Origin of the sequence: Streptomyces sp. NPDC007346 (assembly GCF_040703535.1) — a bacterium.
Taxonomy (GTDB): Bacteria; Actinomycetota; Actinomycetes; order Streptomycetales; family Streptomycetaceae; genus Streptomyces.
In genome coordinates this window covers 1-16,465 of the sequence record NZ_JBEYKR010000062.1, presented here as the reverse complement: position 1 = coordinate 16,465, position 16,465 = coordinate 1, and the positions used below count along the sequence as shown (strand labels likewise).

Annotated in this window: 10 protein-coding genes; 9 read left to right on the top strand and 1 reads right to left on the bottom strand. The window is 68.7% G+C overall.

The genetic code is table 11. The features are described 5' to 3' along the window. The first annotated feature begins 62 nt into the window (after positions 1 to 62). Positions 63 to 1,139, top strand: a complete 1,077-nt coding sequence (locus AB0917_RS17985) for an acetylxylan esterase (protein WP_366820527.1) — start codon at positions 63 to 65, stop codon at positions 1,137 to 1,139. Positions 1,140 to 1,223: 84 nt separating this feature from the next. On the opposite strand, the gene mgtE is transcribed toward AB0917_RS17985, so the two are convergent. After that, positions 1,224 to 2,591 carry a magnesium transporter gene (gene mgtE, locus AB0917_RS17980; protein WP_366820526.1) on the bottom strand — a complete coding sequence of 456 codons (1,368 nt, stop codon included), beginning with the start codon at positions 2,589 to 2,591 and terminating at the stop codon, positions 1,224 to 1,226. Between the two features lie 596 nt (positions 2,592 to 3,187). Between mgtE and AB0917_RS17975 the strand changes: the two genes are divergently transcribed. The 8 genes from AB0917_RS17975 (at position 3,188) to AB0917_RS17940 (ending at position 16,308) form a co-directional block, all read left to right on the top strand. Continuing rightward, positions 3,188 to 5,656 carry an ABC transporter family substrate-binding protein gene (locus AB0917_RS17975; protein WP_366820525.1) on the top strand — a complete coding sequence of 823 codons (2,469 nt, stop codon included), beginning with the start codon at positions 3,188 to 3,190 and terminating at the stop codon, positions 5,654 to 5,656. Between the two features lie 424 nt (positions 5,657 to 6,080). After that, positions 6,081 to 7,952: a translational GTPase TypA gene (typA, locus tag AB0917_RS17970; protein ID WP_366820524.1), complete on the top strand. Its 1,872-nt coding sequence runs from the start codon at positions 6,081 to 6,083 to the stop codon at positions 7,950 to 7,952. Positions 7,953 to 8,722: 770 nt separating this feature from the next. Next, positions 8,723 to 10,345 (top strand): ABC transporter substrate-binding protein, encoded by a 1,623-nt coding sequence (locus AB0917_RS17965; RefSeq protein WP_366820523.1) that lies wholly within the window; start codon positions 8,723 to 8,725, stop codon positions 10,343 to 10,345. Between the two features lie 93 nt (positions 10,346 to 10,438). Then, positions 10,439 to 11,365, top strand: a complete 927-nt coding sequence (locus tag AB0917_RS17960) for an ABC transporter permease (RefSeq protein WP_366820522.1) — start codon at positions 10,439 to 10,441, stop codon at positions 11,363 to 11,365. Beyond that, entirely contained in the window at positions 11,358 to 12,305 is a 948-nt protein-coding gene (locus AB0917_RS17955; RefSeq protein WP_366820521.1) for an ABC transporter permease, read from the top strand. The genes AB0917_RS17960 and AB0917_RS17955 overlap by 8 nt, the downstream gene beginning before the upstream one ends. Positions 12,306 to 12,316: 11 nt before the next feature. Then, on the top strand, positions 12,317 to 13,375 hold the full coding sequence (locus AB0917_RS17950; RefSeq protein WP_366820520.1) for an ABC transporter ATP-binding protein: 1,059 nt from the start codon (positions 12,317 to 12,319) through the stop codon (positions 13,373 to 13,375). Next, the gene (locus tag AB0917_RS17945) at positions 13,368 to 14,510 is read left to right on the top strand and encodes a dipeptide ABC transporter ATP-binding protein (RefSeq protein WP_366820519.1); all 1,143 of its coding nucleotides are present in this window, start codon (positions 13,368 to 13,370) and stop codon (positions 14,508 to 14,510) included. Before AB0917_RS17950 ends, AB0917_RS17945 begins: the two co-directional genes overlap by 8 nt. A gap of 166 nt (positions 14,511 to 14,676) precedes the next feature. After that, a complete protein-coding gene (locus tag AB0917_RS17940; RefSeq protein ID WP_366820518.1) occupies positions 14,677 to 16,308 on the top strand; it encodes an ABC transporter substrate-binding protein in 1,632 nt (543 codons plus the stop codon). Positions 16,309 to 16,465 lie beyond the last annotated feature (157 nt).

Below are 16,465 nucleotides of genomic sequence, written 5' to 3'. Positions count from 1 at the left end.
GAAGGTTCCGACGTTCCGGAAATCATGGGGAAGGCGGTGTCTGCGCCGTCTATCCTCGCCGCATGGCCACCCCATCCGCCGCCTTCGCCCACGACTACCCGTTCGACCCGACCTACGGGTACGACGCCCCGGACGAGCTGCTGCGCATCTTCGCCCCGCCCGCTCCCGGAGGCTTCGACGCGTTCTGGCGCGAGCGGTACGCGCGTGCCCGCGAGGTCTCCACCCGGCCGGTCCTCGGCCCGGTGGAGGAGGAGCGCGACGGCGTACGTGTCCACGGGGTCACGTACACCTCGGTGGGCGGCGTCCGGCTCGGCGGCTGGCTCGCCCTGCCGGCAGAAGGGCCGGTGCGGTACGGATTCGTCGTCGGGCACGGGTACGGCGGCCGTTCCGGCCCGGGGCCGGACCTCCCGCTGCCGCTGCCCGGGTCCGCCGCGATCCTGCCGTGCGTACGGGGGATCGGGGAGCGCGGGCGCGTCGACGGCGTCCCGGACCTGGCCGCCGACCACGTCCTGCACGGCATCGGCTCCCGCGACACGTACGTCATCGGCGACTGCGTGGCCGACACGTGGTGCGCGGCCTCGGCCCTCGCGGAGATCGTCCCGGAACTGGCGGGGGAGCGCCTCGGCTACATCGGGGAGAGCTTCGGCGGCGGCCTCGGGGCCCTCGCCCTGCCCTGGGACGACCGCTTCGCCGCCGCCCAGCTCACGGTCCCCACCTTCGGCAGCCACCCGCTGCGGGTGACCCAGCCGTGCGTCGGCAGCGGGGAGGCGGTGCGGCTGCACCACCGCGAGCACCCCGAAGTCGCCGACGTACTGCGCTACTTCGACGCGGCGACGGCGGCCACCCGGCTGGAGCTGCCGACGCTGGTGGCGCCGGCGCTGTTCGACCCGGCCGTGCCGCCGCCGGGACAGTTCGCCGTGTACAACGCCCTGGCCGGGGAGCGCGAGCTGCACGTGCTGCGGGCGGGGCACTTCGCGTACCGGGGGATGGTGGCCGAGACGGCGGAGCTGGACGCCCGGCGGCAGCGGTTCTTCGCCCGGCACCTGGTCCGGGACCTGGCCGCGTCGGGGCTCGACGGGACGGGCGGGGCGGGCAGGACAGGCGGGTCGGGCAGGACGGGCGGGGCGTCGGGGCTCTGATACCCCGGCAGCGCGTGACCGGGTTACGGGCCTTCTCGTCCGTACGTGCGCCGTGGCCGATGACCGACTGAGCCGTGGACCCGGTCAGACGCCCAGGACCGCCTTGGCCGTGAGGAAGTAGATGACCAGGCCGGTGGCGTCCACCAGGGTGGTGACCATCGGGGCGGAGACGACCGCCGGGTCGATGCGCAGCCGCTTGGCGAGCAAGGGCATGGCGCCGCCGATGGTGGCCGCCCAGCCGCAGATCAGCACCAGGGTGATGCCGACCACCAAGGCGATCTTCGCGCTGACGAAGAGCGTGCCCACCACCATCCCGAGGGCGGCCAGCAGGGAGCCGAGGACCAGACCGACCCGGCATTCGCGCCAGATCACTTTCAGCAGGTCCGAGCCCCGGACCTCGCCGACCGCCAGAGCACGTACACAGGCGGTCGCGGCCTGGGCGCCGGCGTTGCCGCCGGCCCCGATCAGCATGGGGATGAACAGGGCGAGCTGGGCGACCTGCTCCAACGTGGCCTCGAACGCCTGCGTCACACCGACCGTCAGGGTCGCCGCCACCAGCAGCAGCATCAGCCACAGCGCCCGGTATCGAGCCAGCTGCCAGACAGAGGTGGCCATGTAGTGGCCGGCCCAGGGGGTGGCACCGGCCTGCCGGGCCACGTCCTCGGTGTCGGCGGCCTCGATGACCTCCAGGGCGTCATCGATCGTGAACAGGCCGACGAGCCGTTCCTCGCTGTCGACGACGGGCAGGTTCAGGTCGTTGGTCTCCCGCATCAGCCGGGCGGCCCGCTCGGCGGACTCGGTGGCGTACGTGAACGTGGGCTCGGTGACCACCAGCGCCGAGACCATCGTCTCCGGCCTGTTGAGCACCAGCTCCCGCAGCTCCACGACACCGGTCAGCCGACGCCCGGAGTCCACCACGGGCAGCGTGTACACCGTCTCCGCGTCCGCCCCCTTCGCGCGCACGGTCCGCAGCGCCTGCTCGACCGTCAGGTTCTGCGGCAGCGCCACCACCTCGGGGCTCATGCAGCGGCCGACCGACCCCTCCGGATAGCCCAGCAGCGCGGAGGTCATCTGCCGCTCGTTCGCGCTCAGACCGGCCAGTACCCGCTGGGCGACCTTCGCCGGGGCCTCCCGCAGCATCCTGGCCCGGTCGTCGGGGTCCATGCCCTCGACGATGTCCCGGAAGGACCGGTCACGCAGCCCTTCCAGAATCTGCTGCTGGTCGACCGGCTTCAGCTCCTCGAACACCGCGAGCGCCCGGTCCTTGTCCAGAACCCGGAAGGCCACCCCGGCGTCGACCGCGTCCATGCGCGCCAGCTCATCCGCGATCACATGCGGGAGATGCGTCTCCAGCCACTTCTGGGCAGCGGGCAGCCGGCGGGCTCTGACGATCTCCTGCAACGACTTGGCGAGCTCCGGGCCCGGCTCGTGGGACAGACGTGACTGCGTCATGGCGGGTCCTCAATACAGCGGTGAGATCAATGCGGGCACAGAGGTTCACTGCTCATCGCAGCACCGTTCCCGCTCTCGCATCCGCCGCCGACACACTGCGCCGCACAGCTGAAGACGCGCCCCTCAGGATACGTGGCGAGACCGGTCCCGGGCGGGCGGCCCCCCGTACAAGCTGACCGGTACCGGGCATCGCGAAGAGCCAGGGCATGCCTCATGTACCGGGCAAGGGCTTCGCTCATGCCCCGTGTACCGGGCAGGGGCTTCGCCCGATCCACCTCCTCTCGGGCGGCGCGCCGGATCAGGCGGCGGGACATCGGCGCGGGCCGGGCGGGTCCGCCGGAGCGGGGCGGCCGGGTCCGCCGGAGCGGGGCGGCCGGGCTGTCCGGGAGGCCGAGCCGGGGGCAAGGGTCTGCCGGAACGTTCCTCCGGGCGGGTGAGCTTGGGGCCCCCGCCCGCCGTGTCGGCGTCCTCTCTCCCGCGCGGGCGCTTTCAGTTGACCGAAGAACCAGTGTGATCAACTGCAAATGCCACGAAGTACGCACTATCCGGTCCATTCCGGTACGGGGTGGTCCGGGCCGGCCCCGGAGGTATCAGCCATGTCCCACGTCGGCGTCCCGCGCGGGACGGTACGAAAGCGCCGCTCGCTCGCGCTCCTCACGGCGGGGGCGCTCACCATCCCCGCGCTGGCGGGTTGCAGCTCCGACACCGAGGAGACCTCCCGGGGGGTCCCGCAGGACATCGCTCCCGCCGCCCGCGACCGGGTCGCCGACGGATCGACGGTGAACTGGGCCGTCGACGCGATGCCCACCACCCTCAACGCCTTCCAGGCGGACGCCGACAGCGCCACCACCAAGATCACCGGCGCCCTGCTGCCCACGCTCTTCCCGATGGACGCGACCGGGCAGCCGAAGCTCAACCCGGACTACTTGGAGTCCGCCAGGACCATCGAGCGCGAGCCCAAGCAGGTCGTCCTCTACAAGCTCAACCAGCAGGCGGTCTGGAGCGACGGCCGCGAGATCGGCGCCGCCGACTTCGTCGCCCAGTGGCGGGCGCTCAGCGGCAAGGACTCCGCCTTCTGGACCGCCCGCAACGCCGGCTACGAGCGGATCGAGAAGATCGAGCGCGGCTCCGACGACCTCCAGGTCAGGGTCACGTTCGCCAAGCCGTACGCGGACTGGCGCTCGCTCTTCTCACCGCTCTACCCGAAGGAGATCACCGGCTCGCCGGACACCTTCAACGACGGCGCGCGCACCACCCTCAAGAACACCGCGGGCCCGTTCCAGCTGAAGGGCGTGAGCAAGGCCGACGGCACCGTCACCCTCGTCCGCAACCCCCGCTGGTGGGGCGACAAGGCCAAGCTGGACACCCTCGTCTTCCGGGCGGTCGCCCCCAAGGACCGCACCAAGGCCCTCGCCGACGGCACCGTGCACATCACCGACGTCGACGCCACCACCGCCAACCGCATCGCCCTCGCCCTGCGCGACGGCAACAACGGCCAGCCGCTCACCCACGGCCCCGGCGCCGACCTCACCCCCGCCGCCGCCCTGCGATCCTGGGCCCTGGCCCACGGCTCCGACGAGGAGCAGGCGGAGATCGCCCAGGCCGCCCGGGAGAAGAACCGCAAGGCCGTCGCCGCGTACGGGGCGGAGCAGAAGGCGCTGCGCGGCTACACCGTGCGCAAGTCCTTGGAGCCCGCCTACACCCAGCTCGCCCTGAACGGCGAGTCCGGCCCCCTCGCGGACGACCGGGTGCGCCGGGCGGTGGCCCGCGCCCTGGACCGGCAGGAGATCGCCGACACCGTACTGAAGCCGCTCGGGCTCCCGGCGAAGCCGCTCGGCAGCCACCTGGCCCTGGCCGGGCAGCCCGGCTACAAGGACGGCAGCGGGGCGCTCGGCGACCAGAACACCAAGGAGGCCCAGGCCCTGCTGGCGGACGCGGGCTGGACCCAGGGCGGTGCGGCCGAGAAGCCGAAGGACACCAAGGCGGGCAGCGAGGCGGAGAAGAAGGACGCGGAGGAGAAGGACGCGGAGAAGGCGGAGGAGAAGGACGCGGAGAAGGCGGAAGAGAAGGACGCGGAGAAGAAGGACGCGGGGGACGAGGAGAAGACGGAGAAGGCCGAGGCGGACGAGAAGAAGGCCTCCCAGGCCGAGGAGAAGGCCGAGGAGAAGGCCGAGGACGCGGAGGAGAAGGCCGACCGGGCCGCCGCCGGCTCCGACGACAGCGCCGCCTCCCGCGCCGAGGGCCTCTACATCGTCGGCCAGGACGACAAGCCGGGCGCCGGCCCCGTCCCGGGCCTCGACGCCCCCGCCCCCGCTCTCGCCCCGTCCCAGGTCGCCGCCGCCCAGAGCCTCGCCCTGCTCCGCCAGGCGCATGCCGTGAGCAAGGACGCCGACGCCGCCTCCAAGGCCACCACCCAGGACAGGCAGCCCGGCGGCGCGGCCGGCGCGTACGCCCCCCTGGGCACCGCCGCACCCGCTCCCGCCGCGGTCAAGGGGCCGCTCGGCAAGGACGGCAAGACGCTGACCCTGCGCTTCGTGCTCCCCTCCGGGCCCGGGTCGCAGTCGCTGCGCGGCGTCGGCGAGCGGATCGCGGTGATGCTGGAGAAGATCGGGATCGGTACGGAGATCACCAAGGTCCCCGACGAGAGCTACTTCAAGGACCACATCGCCTCCGGCGACTACGACCTGGCGCTCTACTCCTGGCCCGCCACGGCCTACCCGGCCACCGACGGACGCCCGATCTACGCCAAGCCGGAGCCGGCCACCGACGGTTCGCTCCTCGTCGAGCAGAACTACACCCGGGTCGGCACCGACCACATCGACCAGCTCTTCGACCAGGCGGTCGCCGAGCTCGACGAGAAGGCCTCACGGGAGCTGATGAAGCAGGCCGACGCACGGATCTGGGCGGCCGCCGGATCGATTCCGCTCTTCCAGCGCCCGCAGCTCGTCGCGGTGGACAAGAAACTCGCGAACGTCGGCGCCTTCGGCTTCGCGACCCCCCGGTACGAGGACATCGGGTTCACGGACCGGCAGGCGGCGGGTCCCCCCGCGGACCGCAAGAAGTAGCGGGTCACCGCGGGAATCAGCAGGTCGGCACCGGAAGCGGCAGGTCACGGTCACCGGAGGAATCGGCAGGACAGCGGAGAAAACACCAGGTCAACGGTTTGCACAAGCTCAGATGCTGCTCAAAACCCTTGCCCGTCGGCGACCCCGGCGGGCAAGGTGGTATCCGCCCCGACCCGGGCCGTCCGACCCTCCTCACACCCTCTCCCCACGCGGCTTTCCACCGGCCGCCCCCGCTTCTTGACACCGGCTGAATATCGGCTGAATCACACGGGAAGACCGTATTCACGGATCGCTCCGGGAAGTCCGGCACGCACAAGGCCCGTACCATGGGACGAGCCGTGGCGTGCCGCCCGGCGGGCGTACGAGGACTCGAAGACCGACTGAGACGCCTGATCCCACGATCCGAGAGAAGCGCAAGCCACCCATGCCCACGCGCCACGACATCCGTAACGTAGCCATCGTCGCCCACGTCGACCACGGCAAGACCACGCTGGTCGACGCCATGCTCAAGCAGGCCGGAGCGTTCGCCGCCCACGCCGCCGAGCACCTCGACGATCGCATGATGGACTCGAACGACCTGGAGCGTGAGAAGGGCATCACGATCCTCGCCAAGAACACGGCGGTGAAGTACCACCCCAAGGACGGCGGGGATCCGATCACGATCAACATCATCGACACCCCCGGCCACGCCGACTTCGGTGGCGAGGTCGAGCGTGGTCTGTCGATGGTGGACGCGGTCGTGCTGCTCGTCGATGCCTCCGAGGGCCCGCTGCCCCAGACCCGCTTCGTGCTGCGCAAGGCGCTGGCCGCGAAGATGCCGGTCATCCTCTGCATCAACAAGACCGACCGCCCCGACTCCCGGATCGCCGAGGTCGTCGACGAGACGTACGACCTGTTCCTGGACCTGGACGCGGACGAGGACCAGATCGAGTTCCCGATCGTCTACGCCTGCGCCCGTGACGGCGTCGCCTCGCTGACCAAGCCCGAGGACGGCACCGTCCCGCCGGACAGCGACAACCTGGAGCCGTTCTTCACCACGATCCTCTCGCACGTCCCCGCCCCGGAGTTCGACGAGGACGCGCCGCTCCAGGCCCACGTCACCAACCTGGACGCCGACAACTTCCTCGGCCGTATCGCGCTCTGCCGCGTCGAGCAGGGTGAGCTGCGCAAGGGCCAGACCGTCACCTGGATCAAGCGTGACGGCACGATGTCCAACGTCCGCATCACCGAGCTGATGATGACCGAGGCGCTCACCCGCAAGCCGGCCGAGGTGGCGGGCCCGGGTGACATCTGCGCGGTCGCCGGATTCCCCGACATCATGATCGGCGAGACCCTGGCCGACCCCGAGAACCCGATCGCGCTGCCGCTGATCACGGTCGACGAGCCGGCCATCTCGATGACCATCGGCACCAACACCTCGCCGCTCGTCGGCAAGGGCGGCAAGGGCCACAAGGTCACCGCCCGCCAGGTGAAGGACCGCCTGGACCGCGAGCTGATCGGTAACGTCTCGCTCCGCGTCCTGGACACCGAGCGCCCCGACGCCTGGGAGGTCCAGGGCCGTGGTGAGCTCGCGCTCGCCATCCTGGTCGAGCAGATGCGCCGCGAGGGCTTCGAGCTGACCGTCGGCAAGCCCGAGGTCGTCACCAAGCAGATCGACGGCAAGACGCACGAGCCGATCGAGCGCATGACGATCGACTCCCCCGAGGAGCACCTCGGCGCCATCACGCAGCTCATGGCGAGCCGCAAGGGCCGCATGGAGACCATGACGAACCACGGTTCGGGCTGGGTCCGCATGGAGTGGATCGTTCCTTCGCGCGGCCTCATCGGCTTCCGTACGGAGTTCCTGACGCAGACCCGCGGTACGGGCATCGCGCACTCCATCTTCGAGGGCCACGAGCCGTGGTTCGGCGAGCTGCGCACCCGTCACAACGGCTCGCTGGTGGCGGACCGTTCGGGTTCGGTCACGCCGTTCGCGATGGTCAACCTCCAGGAGCGCGGTGTCATCTTCACCGAGGCCGGCACCGAGGTCTACGAGGGCATGATCGTCGGCGAGAACTCCCGCGCCGACGACATGGACGTGAACATCACCAAGGAGAAGAAGCTCACCAACATGCGTGCGGCCTCCGCGGACACCACGGAGAACGTGGTCCCGGCCCGCAAGCTCTCGCTGGAGCAGTCCCTGGAGTTCTGCCGCGAGGACGAGTGCATCGAGGTGACCCCGGAGACCGTGCGTATCCGCAAGGTCGTCCTGGACCAGAAGGAGCGCGGCCGCGCCGCCTCCCGCGCCAAGCGCTGACGTACGCCCCTCCAGGGCGGAGCGCTGACGTACGGCGCTCCCCGGGCGGAGGGCGTCGGCGTACGACGACGACGCCCTCCGCCGCGCCAAGCACCGGCGTACGCCCCTTCCGGGCGCTGTGACAGCCCCACAGCACCCGGAAGGGGCTGCTCCCGTTCCGGATGGGGAGAGTTCGGTCGCCTGTGGCCGAAAGGTGACGCGGGGTCCGGTCGGCCGCCCCGGCCGGCCCGCCCCCACGCGTCCTGCTGGTCCTCGGCGCCGCTGTCAACCGGGCGTCGGGACGGGTGGCCGAAAGCAGGCGGTCCATCACCGCGTATGCGGCCCGGCCATCGCGTATTCACCGCGATGGCCGGGCCGTTCGCCGTTTATCGTCCCTGTTTCGTGAGAAGTGTCACCGGCATGGGCGCGTTCCCGGGGCAACTTCTTTTGGGCGTCCGGGTGCTGTTCCGATGTCCGTATAGCGACCATCGTGCTCCGGAAGTTGCGTTAACAGTCCGTTTCGCGGGCGTCTGTCTAGGATCACTTTGTCCGGATTTCGGGCATCCGCGGGTCGGTGATGTTGTCAAACCGAGACCCTTTAAGTGTGGTTTACGGCTCGGCCGTACTCAATAGTTGGCTCCATTGAGCTCGGGTCAATGGGTCACGCGCTGTGGGGAGCGCCGACTCACGAGCACACTTCGGGGTTACTGCTCATCGCCGTCAGGGGTGTCGGCGACGTATCAGTACCCCTCTTGCAGTGATCAAAAGTGGACTCTTGAGGAGGAGAACCCATGCGTGGTTCCAAGATGGTCGGGTGCGCGATAGTCGTCGCCCTGGCCGCAACCGCTTGTGGCGGTAGCGGTGGCGACAGCGAGAGCAAGGGCGAGTCCGGCGGCGGGTTCAGCATGAACATCGCCGAGCCCAAGCGACTCATCCCGCAGTCGACCACCGAGTCCGGTGGCTCGCAGGTCCTGTCGGGCCTGTTCACCCCGCTGGTCGACTTCGACGCGAAGAACCAGCCGGTTCTGGCCGCCGCGGAGTCCATCGAGAGCCCGGACAACAAGGTCTGGACGATCAAGCTCAAGGACGCCACCTGGCACGACGGCAAGCCCGTCACCGCCAAGGACTACGTCGGCGCCTGGAACTGGGGTGCCTACGGCCCGAACGTGGCCGACGGCAACTACTTCTTCGAGACCATCCAGGGCTACGACGAGATGAACCCCGTCGACCCGGACGGCGAGGAAGGCCCGAAGAAGGCCGCCGAGCCGACGGCCAAGGAGCTCTCCGGCCTCAAGGCGATCGACGACAAGACCATCGAGGTCACCCTCAAGGCTCCGTTCGCCGGCTACAAGTCGGTCCTGGGCTACACGGTCTTCTACCCGATGCCCGAGTCGGCTCTCGCCGACATCAAGGCGTACGAGGAAGCCCCGATCGGCCAGGGTCCGTTCCAGATGGACGGCAAGTGGAACCACGACAAGTTCGTGAAGGTCAAGGCCTACGAGGACTACAAGCTCGGCGACAAGCCGAAGGTCAACTCGGTCGAGTTCCGGATCTTCCAGGACCAGAACACCGCGTACAACGACCTGCTCGCCAACAACCTCGACATCGTGGACCAGATCCCGACCGAGGTCATGGGCACCGCTCCGGGCGAGCTCGGCGACCGCTTCAAGACGTCGCTGGCCTCCACCTTCCAGTTCGTCGCCTTCCCGACGTACGACAAGAAGTACAGCGACCCGCGCGTCCGCAAGGCCATCTCGATGGCCATCGACCGTGACGAGATCATCAAGGTCGTCTTCCAGGACTCGCAGTCCTCGGCGCGTTCCTTCGTCTCCCCGGTCGTGGGCGGGTACCGCGAGGACACCTGTGGCGAGGCCTGCAAGTTCGACCCGGCCGCCGCCAAGAAGCTGCTCGCCGAGGCCGGTGGCATCACGGGCAACAAGATCAACATCGGTCACAACGCCGATGGTGGCCACGACCAGTGGGTCAGCGCCACGTGTGACCAGCTCAAGAAGAACCTGGGCCTGGAGTGCGTGAGCCAGGCCGTGCCGAAGTTCGCCGAGCTGCTGACGCAGGTCGAGAACAAGAAGTTCTCCGGCATGTTCCGCATGGGCTGGATCATGGACTACCCGTCCATGGAGAACTACCTGGGCCCGCTGTACAGCACCAACGGTTCCTCGAACTACTACGGGTACAGCAACAAGGACTTCGACCGCCTCCTCCAGGAGGGCCGCGAGGCCAAGACCGACGCTGAGGCCATCGCCAAGTGGCAGGAGGCTGAGGACGTGCTCGCCAAGGACATGCCGGTGGTCCCGCTGCGCTTCGGCAAGAACGTCTTCGGTCACTCGACCAACGTGAAGAACGTGGAGATGAACCTGTTCAACCAGGTTGAACTCACCAAGGTTGAGAAGTCCTGACCTGCGTCTCACATGACGCAGTAGTCAAAAATTAGGGCCTGACGACGGGGGGCGGACCCAATCCGCCCCCCGTCGTTCCCACGAGGAGGAACAATGGGCCGCTACGTCGCAAGACGGCTGCTCCAGATGCTCCCGGTCATCATCGGGACCACCTTTCTGGTCTTCACCCTCGTCACCTGGATGGGCGGCGATCCGGTACAAAACCTGTACGGAGAGCGACCTGTCCCGGAGGGCATCAGGGCTGCGTTGACCGCGCAATACCACCTGGACGAACCCCTGCCGATCCGCTACGGCTACTACCTCGCGGGTCTGATCCAGGGAGACTTCGGGACGAGCCTCAGTGGCTCGCGTCCCATCAGCGAGATGATCGCCGACGCGTGGCCGGAGACCCTCCGCATCGCCGGCATCGCCTTCGTCTTCGAAATGGTCATCGGTGTCGCCGCCGGCGTGATGGCGGGCATGCGGCGCGGAAAGTTCCTGGACAACCTCGTCCTGCTCTCCACGCTGACCGTCATCGCTGTCCCGATCTTCGTCCTCGGGCAGGTCAGCCAGATCTTCCTGGGCGTCAAGGCCGGCATCTTCCCCGTCTCGGGGACCAGCGACGGTTTCGCCAGTTACCTTCTGCCCGGCCTCGTGCTCGGTTCCGTCTCGCTCGCCTACATCGCACGCCTCGCCAGAGCCTCCGTCGCGGAGAACCTGCGGATGGACTACGTGCGTACGGCCAAGGCGAAGGGCCTTTCCCCGTCCCGGATCACCGGGATCCACGTCCTGAGGAACTCGCTGATCCCCGTGGTCACCTACCTCGGCGCGGACCTCGGAACGCTCATGGGCGGGGCCATCGTCACCGAGCGGATCTTCAACATCCCCGGTGTCGGCTACAACCTCTACAAGGCGATCCAGATCGAGGACGGACCGGCGCTGGTCGGCTTCGTGACTCTCCTCGTCATCGTCTACGTGGTGATGGCGCTCGTCGTGGACCTGCTCTATGCCGTGCTTGACCCGAGGATTCGCTATGCCTGACGCAACCAAGACTTCCGTCGCTCCGGCGTCCGGTGAGGAGCCCGAGGCGCCCAAGGCTCCCGTGCAGGAGCTGGCCAAGCCGCGCAGCCTCCTCCAGGACGCGGTACGCGACCTCGTGCGCCGACCGCTCTTCCTGATCCCCTCCGGCATCATCCTGGTGCTGGTCGCCATGGCGGCGTTCCCGTCCCTGTTCGCCAGCGCCGACCCGCAACTGTGCGAACTGGGCCGCTCGTTGCAGAAGCCCAGCGCCGACGCCTGGTTCGGTTACGACGCCCGTGGCTGCGACGTCTACGCCCGTACCATCTACGGCACCCGGACCTCGATCACCGTCGGCGTGCTCGCCACCCTCGGTTCGGCCCTCATCGCCCTGATCTTCGGCCTCGTCGCCGGGTTCTACGGCAGGTGGGTCGACGCGATCATCTCCCGCGGCATCGACATCGTGATGGGTATCCCGTTCCTGGTCGGCGCCATCGTGATCCTCAACAGCTTCCGTGACGACGACGGGTTCCGCATCGGCGGTATCTGGGGTGTGCTCACCGCGCTCACCGTGCTCGGCTGGATGAGCATGGCCCGTATCATGCGGTCCACCGCGATGCAGACCAAGCAGTCCGACTACGTGACCGCGGCCCGCTCGCTCGGCGCCTCCACCGGCCGTCTGATGTTCCGTCACGTGCTGCCGAACGCGCTGACCCCGCTGATCGTGCTGGCGACCATCTCGCTCGGTGTGATCATCTCGGCCGAGGCGACGCTCAGCTTCCTCGGTGTCGGTATCCAGGAGCCCACCATCTCCTGGGGCGTCATGATCAACCAGTCCCTGGGGCGGATCCGCGAGTCGCTGCACCCGCTGCTCTTCCCGGCCGGCTTCGTCAGCATCACCGTGCTGGCGTTCATCATGCTCGGCGACGCGGTCCGCGACGCCCTCGATCCCAAGCTGCGCTGAGGGAGGCGTACGTGACCACCATGGAAAAAACCGCGAACGTCCCCGCTCCCCGCAGCGACGAGGGCCACCAGGGTCCGCTGCTCGAAGTCCGTGACCTGCACGTCGAGTTCCACACCCGCGAGGGTGTCGCCAAGGCGGTCAACGGTGTCAACTACACCGTCGACGCCGGTGAGACGCTCGCCGTGCTCGGCGAGTCCGGCTCCGGCAAGTCCGTGACCGCCCAGGCGATCATGGGCATCCTCGACATGCCGCCCGGCCGCATCCCGCAGGGAGAGATCTTCTTCCGCGGCCAGGACATGCTCACCATGTCCGAGGACGAGCGCCGCAAGATCCGGGGCCGCAAGGTCGCGATGATCTTCCAGGACGCCCTCTCCTCGCTCAACCCGGTCCTGACCGTCGGCTACCAGCTCGGCGAGATGTTCCGCGTACACCTGGGCATGTCCAAGAAGGAAGCCAGGGTCAAGGCCATCGAGCTGATGGACCGCGTGCGCATCCCGGCGGCGAAGGAGCGGGTCGACGACTACCCGCACCAGTTCTCCGGCGGTATGCGCCAGCGCATCATGATCGCGATGGCACTCGCCCTGGAGCCCGACCTGATCATCGCGGACGAGCCGACCACGGCGCTCGACGTGACCGTCCAGGCCCAGGTCATGGACCTGCTCGCCGAGCTCCAGCGCGAGTTCAACATGGGGCTCATCCTGATCACCCACGACCTCGGCGTGGTCGCCGACGTCGCGGACAAGATCGCGGTCATGTACGCCGGCCGGATCGTGGAGACCGCTCCGGTGCACGAGCTCTACAGCCGCCCGTCGCACCCCTACACCCGCGGTCTGCTCGACTCGATCCCGCGTCTGGACCAGAAGGGGCAGGAGCTCTACGCGATCAAGGGCCTGCCGCCCAACCTGACGCGTATCCCGGGGGGTTGCGCGTTCAACCCTCGCTGCCCCAAGGCTCAGGACATCTGCGCCACCGAAGTCCCGCCGCTGCACCCGGTCACCGAGCGCGACGGCACCGACCTGCCGGGCCGCAGAAGCGCGTGCCACTTCTGGAAGGAGACGATCCATGGCTGACCTCGACAAGGAGTCCGTGGACGCCACCCCCAACGTCACCGAGGTGGAGACGGTCGACGCCGCCACCGTCGAGGACGCCGTCGCCGCCATCGAGGCGCCGGTCGAGCGGGGCGAGCCGATCCTCCAGGTGCGCAACCTGGTCAAGCACTTCCCGCTGACCCAGGGCATCCTGTTCAAGAAGCAGATCGGCGCGGTCAAGGCCGTGGACGGGATCTCCTTCGATCTCTTCCAGGGCGAGACGCTCGGCATCGTGGGCGAGTCCGGCTGTGGCAAGTCCACCGTCGCCAAGCTGCTCATGATGCTGGAGAAGGCGACCGCCGGTGAGGTCTTCTACAAGGGTCAGGACATCACCAAGCTGTCCGGGCGGGCGCTGAAGGCCGTACGCCGCAACATCCAGATGGTGTTCCAGGACCCCTACACCTCGCTGAACCCGCGCATGACGGTCGGCGACATCATCGGGGAGCCGTTCGAGATCCACCCCGAGGTGGCTCCGAAGGGCGACCGGCGGCGCAAGGTCCAGGAGCTCCTGGACGTCGTCGGCCTGAACCCGGAGTACATCAACCGGTACCCGCACCAGTTCTCCGGCGGTCAGCGCCAGCGCATCGGCATCGCCCGCGGCCTCGCGCTCAACCCGGAGATCATCATCTGCGACGAGCCGGTCTCCGCGCTCGACGTGTCGGTGCAGGCGCAGGTCATCAACCTGATGGAGAAGCTCCAGGACGAGTTCAACCTCTCCTACCTCTTCATCGCGCACGACCTCTCCATCGTCCGGCACATCTCCGACCGGGTCGGCGTCATGTACCTCGGCAAGATGGCCGAGATCGGTACGGACGCGCAGATCTACGACCACCCGACGCACCCGTACACCCAGGCGCTGCTCTCCGCGGTGCCGGTGCCGGACCCGTCGGCGCGTGAGGGCCGCGAGCGGATCATCCTCACCGGTGACGTCCCGTCACCGGCGAACCCGCCCTCCGGCTGCCGCTTCCGCACCCGGTGCTGGAAGGCCGAGGAGCGCTGCGCCACGGAGATGCCGCTGCTGGCCATCCCCGAGCGCTTCGTCGCGGCGGGTGGCCCGGCCGCGCACGAGTCGGCGTGCCACTTCGCCGAGGAGAAGGACGTCGTTCACGCGGCGTAACCGCTTCCGGCAGCAGTACGTCAGATGCCCGGCCCCCGAAATGGGGGCCGGGCATCGTCGTGTCCGGCCCCCTGTCGTGCTCGTACGGGGTAAGCCCACATGCGATGCGTGGCGGTATGAGGTGATATGAGGCATTGAGCTACCCGATGACTCTAGGAGGCACTTCATGCGCGGAGCCACACGGGCCAGGTGGGCCGCATGTGCGGTGGCCGTCGCCCTGGCAGCGACGGCCTGCGGCGGCGGAGACGACGACGGTGGCGGCAGCGGCGCCGACGGCATCGTCAGCTCCTCCTGGGGCGACCCGCAGAACCCGCTGGAGCCCGCGAACACCAACGAGGTGCAGGGCGGCAAGGTCCTCGACATGGTCTTCCGGGGACTCATCCGGTACGACCCCAAGACCGGCGAGGCGCAGAACATGCTCGCCGAGTCCATCGAGTCGGACGACGCCCAGAACTTCACGATCAAGCTGAAGGACGGCTGGACCTTCTCCAACGGCGAGAAGATCACCGCCAAGTCCTTCGTGGACGCCTGGAACTACGGCGCGGCGCTGAAGAACAACCAGAAGAACGCCTACTTCTTCCAGTACATCGACGGGTACGAAGCCGTCCACCCCGAGTCCGGCTCGGCCTCCGCCGAGGCCCTCTCCGGCCTCAAGGTCGTCGACGACCTGACCTTCACCGCCAAGCTCAGCCAGAAGTTCTCCCTGTGGCCCGACACCCTGGGCTACTCGGCCTTCGTGCCGCTGCCCAAGGCGTTCTACGACGACCACGACGCCTGGCTCTCCAAGCCCATCGGCAACGGCCCGTACACCATCGAGTCGTACGCCAAGGGCTCCTCGATGAACCTGCGCCGCTGGGACGACTACCCGGGCGACGACAAGGCGAAGAACGGCGGCGTCGACCTCAAGGTCTTCACCGACAACAACACCGCCTACACCGACCTGACCTCGGGCAACCTCGACCTCGTCGACGACGTGCCCGCCTCCCAGCTCAGGAACGTGGAGCAGGACCTGGGCGACCGGTACATCAACACCCCCGCCGGCATCATCCAGACCCTCGCCTTCCCGTTCTACGACAAGGAGTGGGACACCGACGACGCCCGCAAGGTCCGCCAGGGCCTCTCCATGGCGATCAACCGGGCGCAGATCACCGACCAGATCTTCCAGAAGACCCGCACCCCCGCCTCCGACTGGACCTCCCCGGTCCTCGGCGAGGACGGCGGCTTCAAGGAAGGGCTCTGCGGCAAGGAGTGCACGTACGACAAGGCCGCGGCCAAGAAGCTGATCGACGAGGGCGGCGGCATCCCCGGCGGCCAGCTGAAGATCTCGTACAACGCGGACACCGGCTCCCACAAGGAGTGGGTCGACGCCGTCTGCAACAGCATCAACAACGTCATGGGCAACAACCAGGCCTGCGTCGGCGGCGCGGTCGGCACCTTCGCCGACTTCCGCAACCAGGTCTCCACCCAGAAGATGACGGGTCCCTGGCGGGCGGGCTGGCAGATGGACTACCCGCTGATCCAGAACTTCCTGCAACCGCTCTACTACACCAACGCCCCGTCCAACGACGGCAAGTGGACCAACAAGGAGTTCGACGACCTGGTCGACAAGGCGAACGCCGAGACCGACAAGGCGAAGGCCGTCACCACCTTCCAGGACGCCGAGAAGGTCCTCGTCGAGCAGATGCCGGCCATCCCGCTCTGGTACCAGAACGGCAGCGCCGGCTACTCGGAACGCATCGACAACGTCGAGCTGAACCCGTTCAGCGTGCCGGTCTACACGGAGATCACGGTCAAGTGACCCGCCGGCACGGCGATCACGCCCACGTGACCAGCTGAGACCGGGGGCCGGGGCGCCCCCCCCCCCCCCCCCCCCCCCCCCCCGAACCCCGGGCGCCCCCCCCCCCCCCCCCCCCCCACGCGCCGCACGGGGGGGGGGGACGGCGGGGGCGGATGTA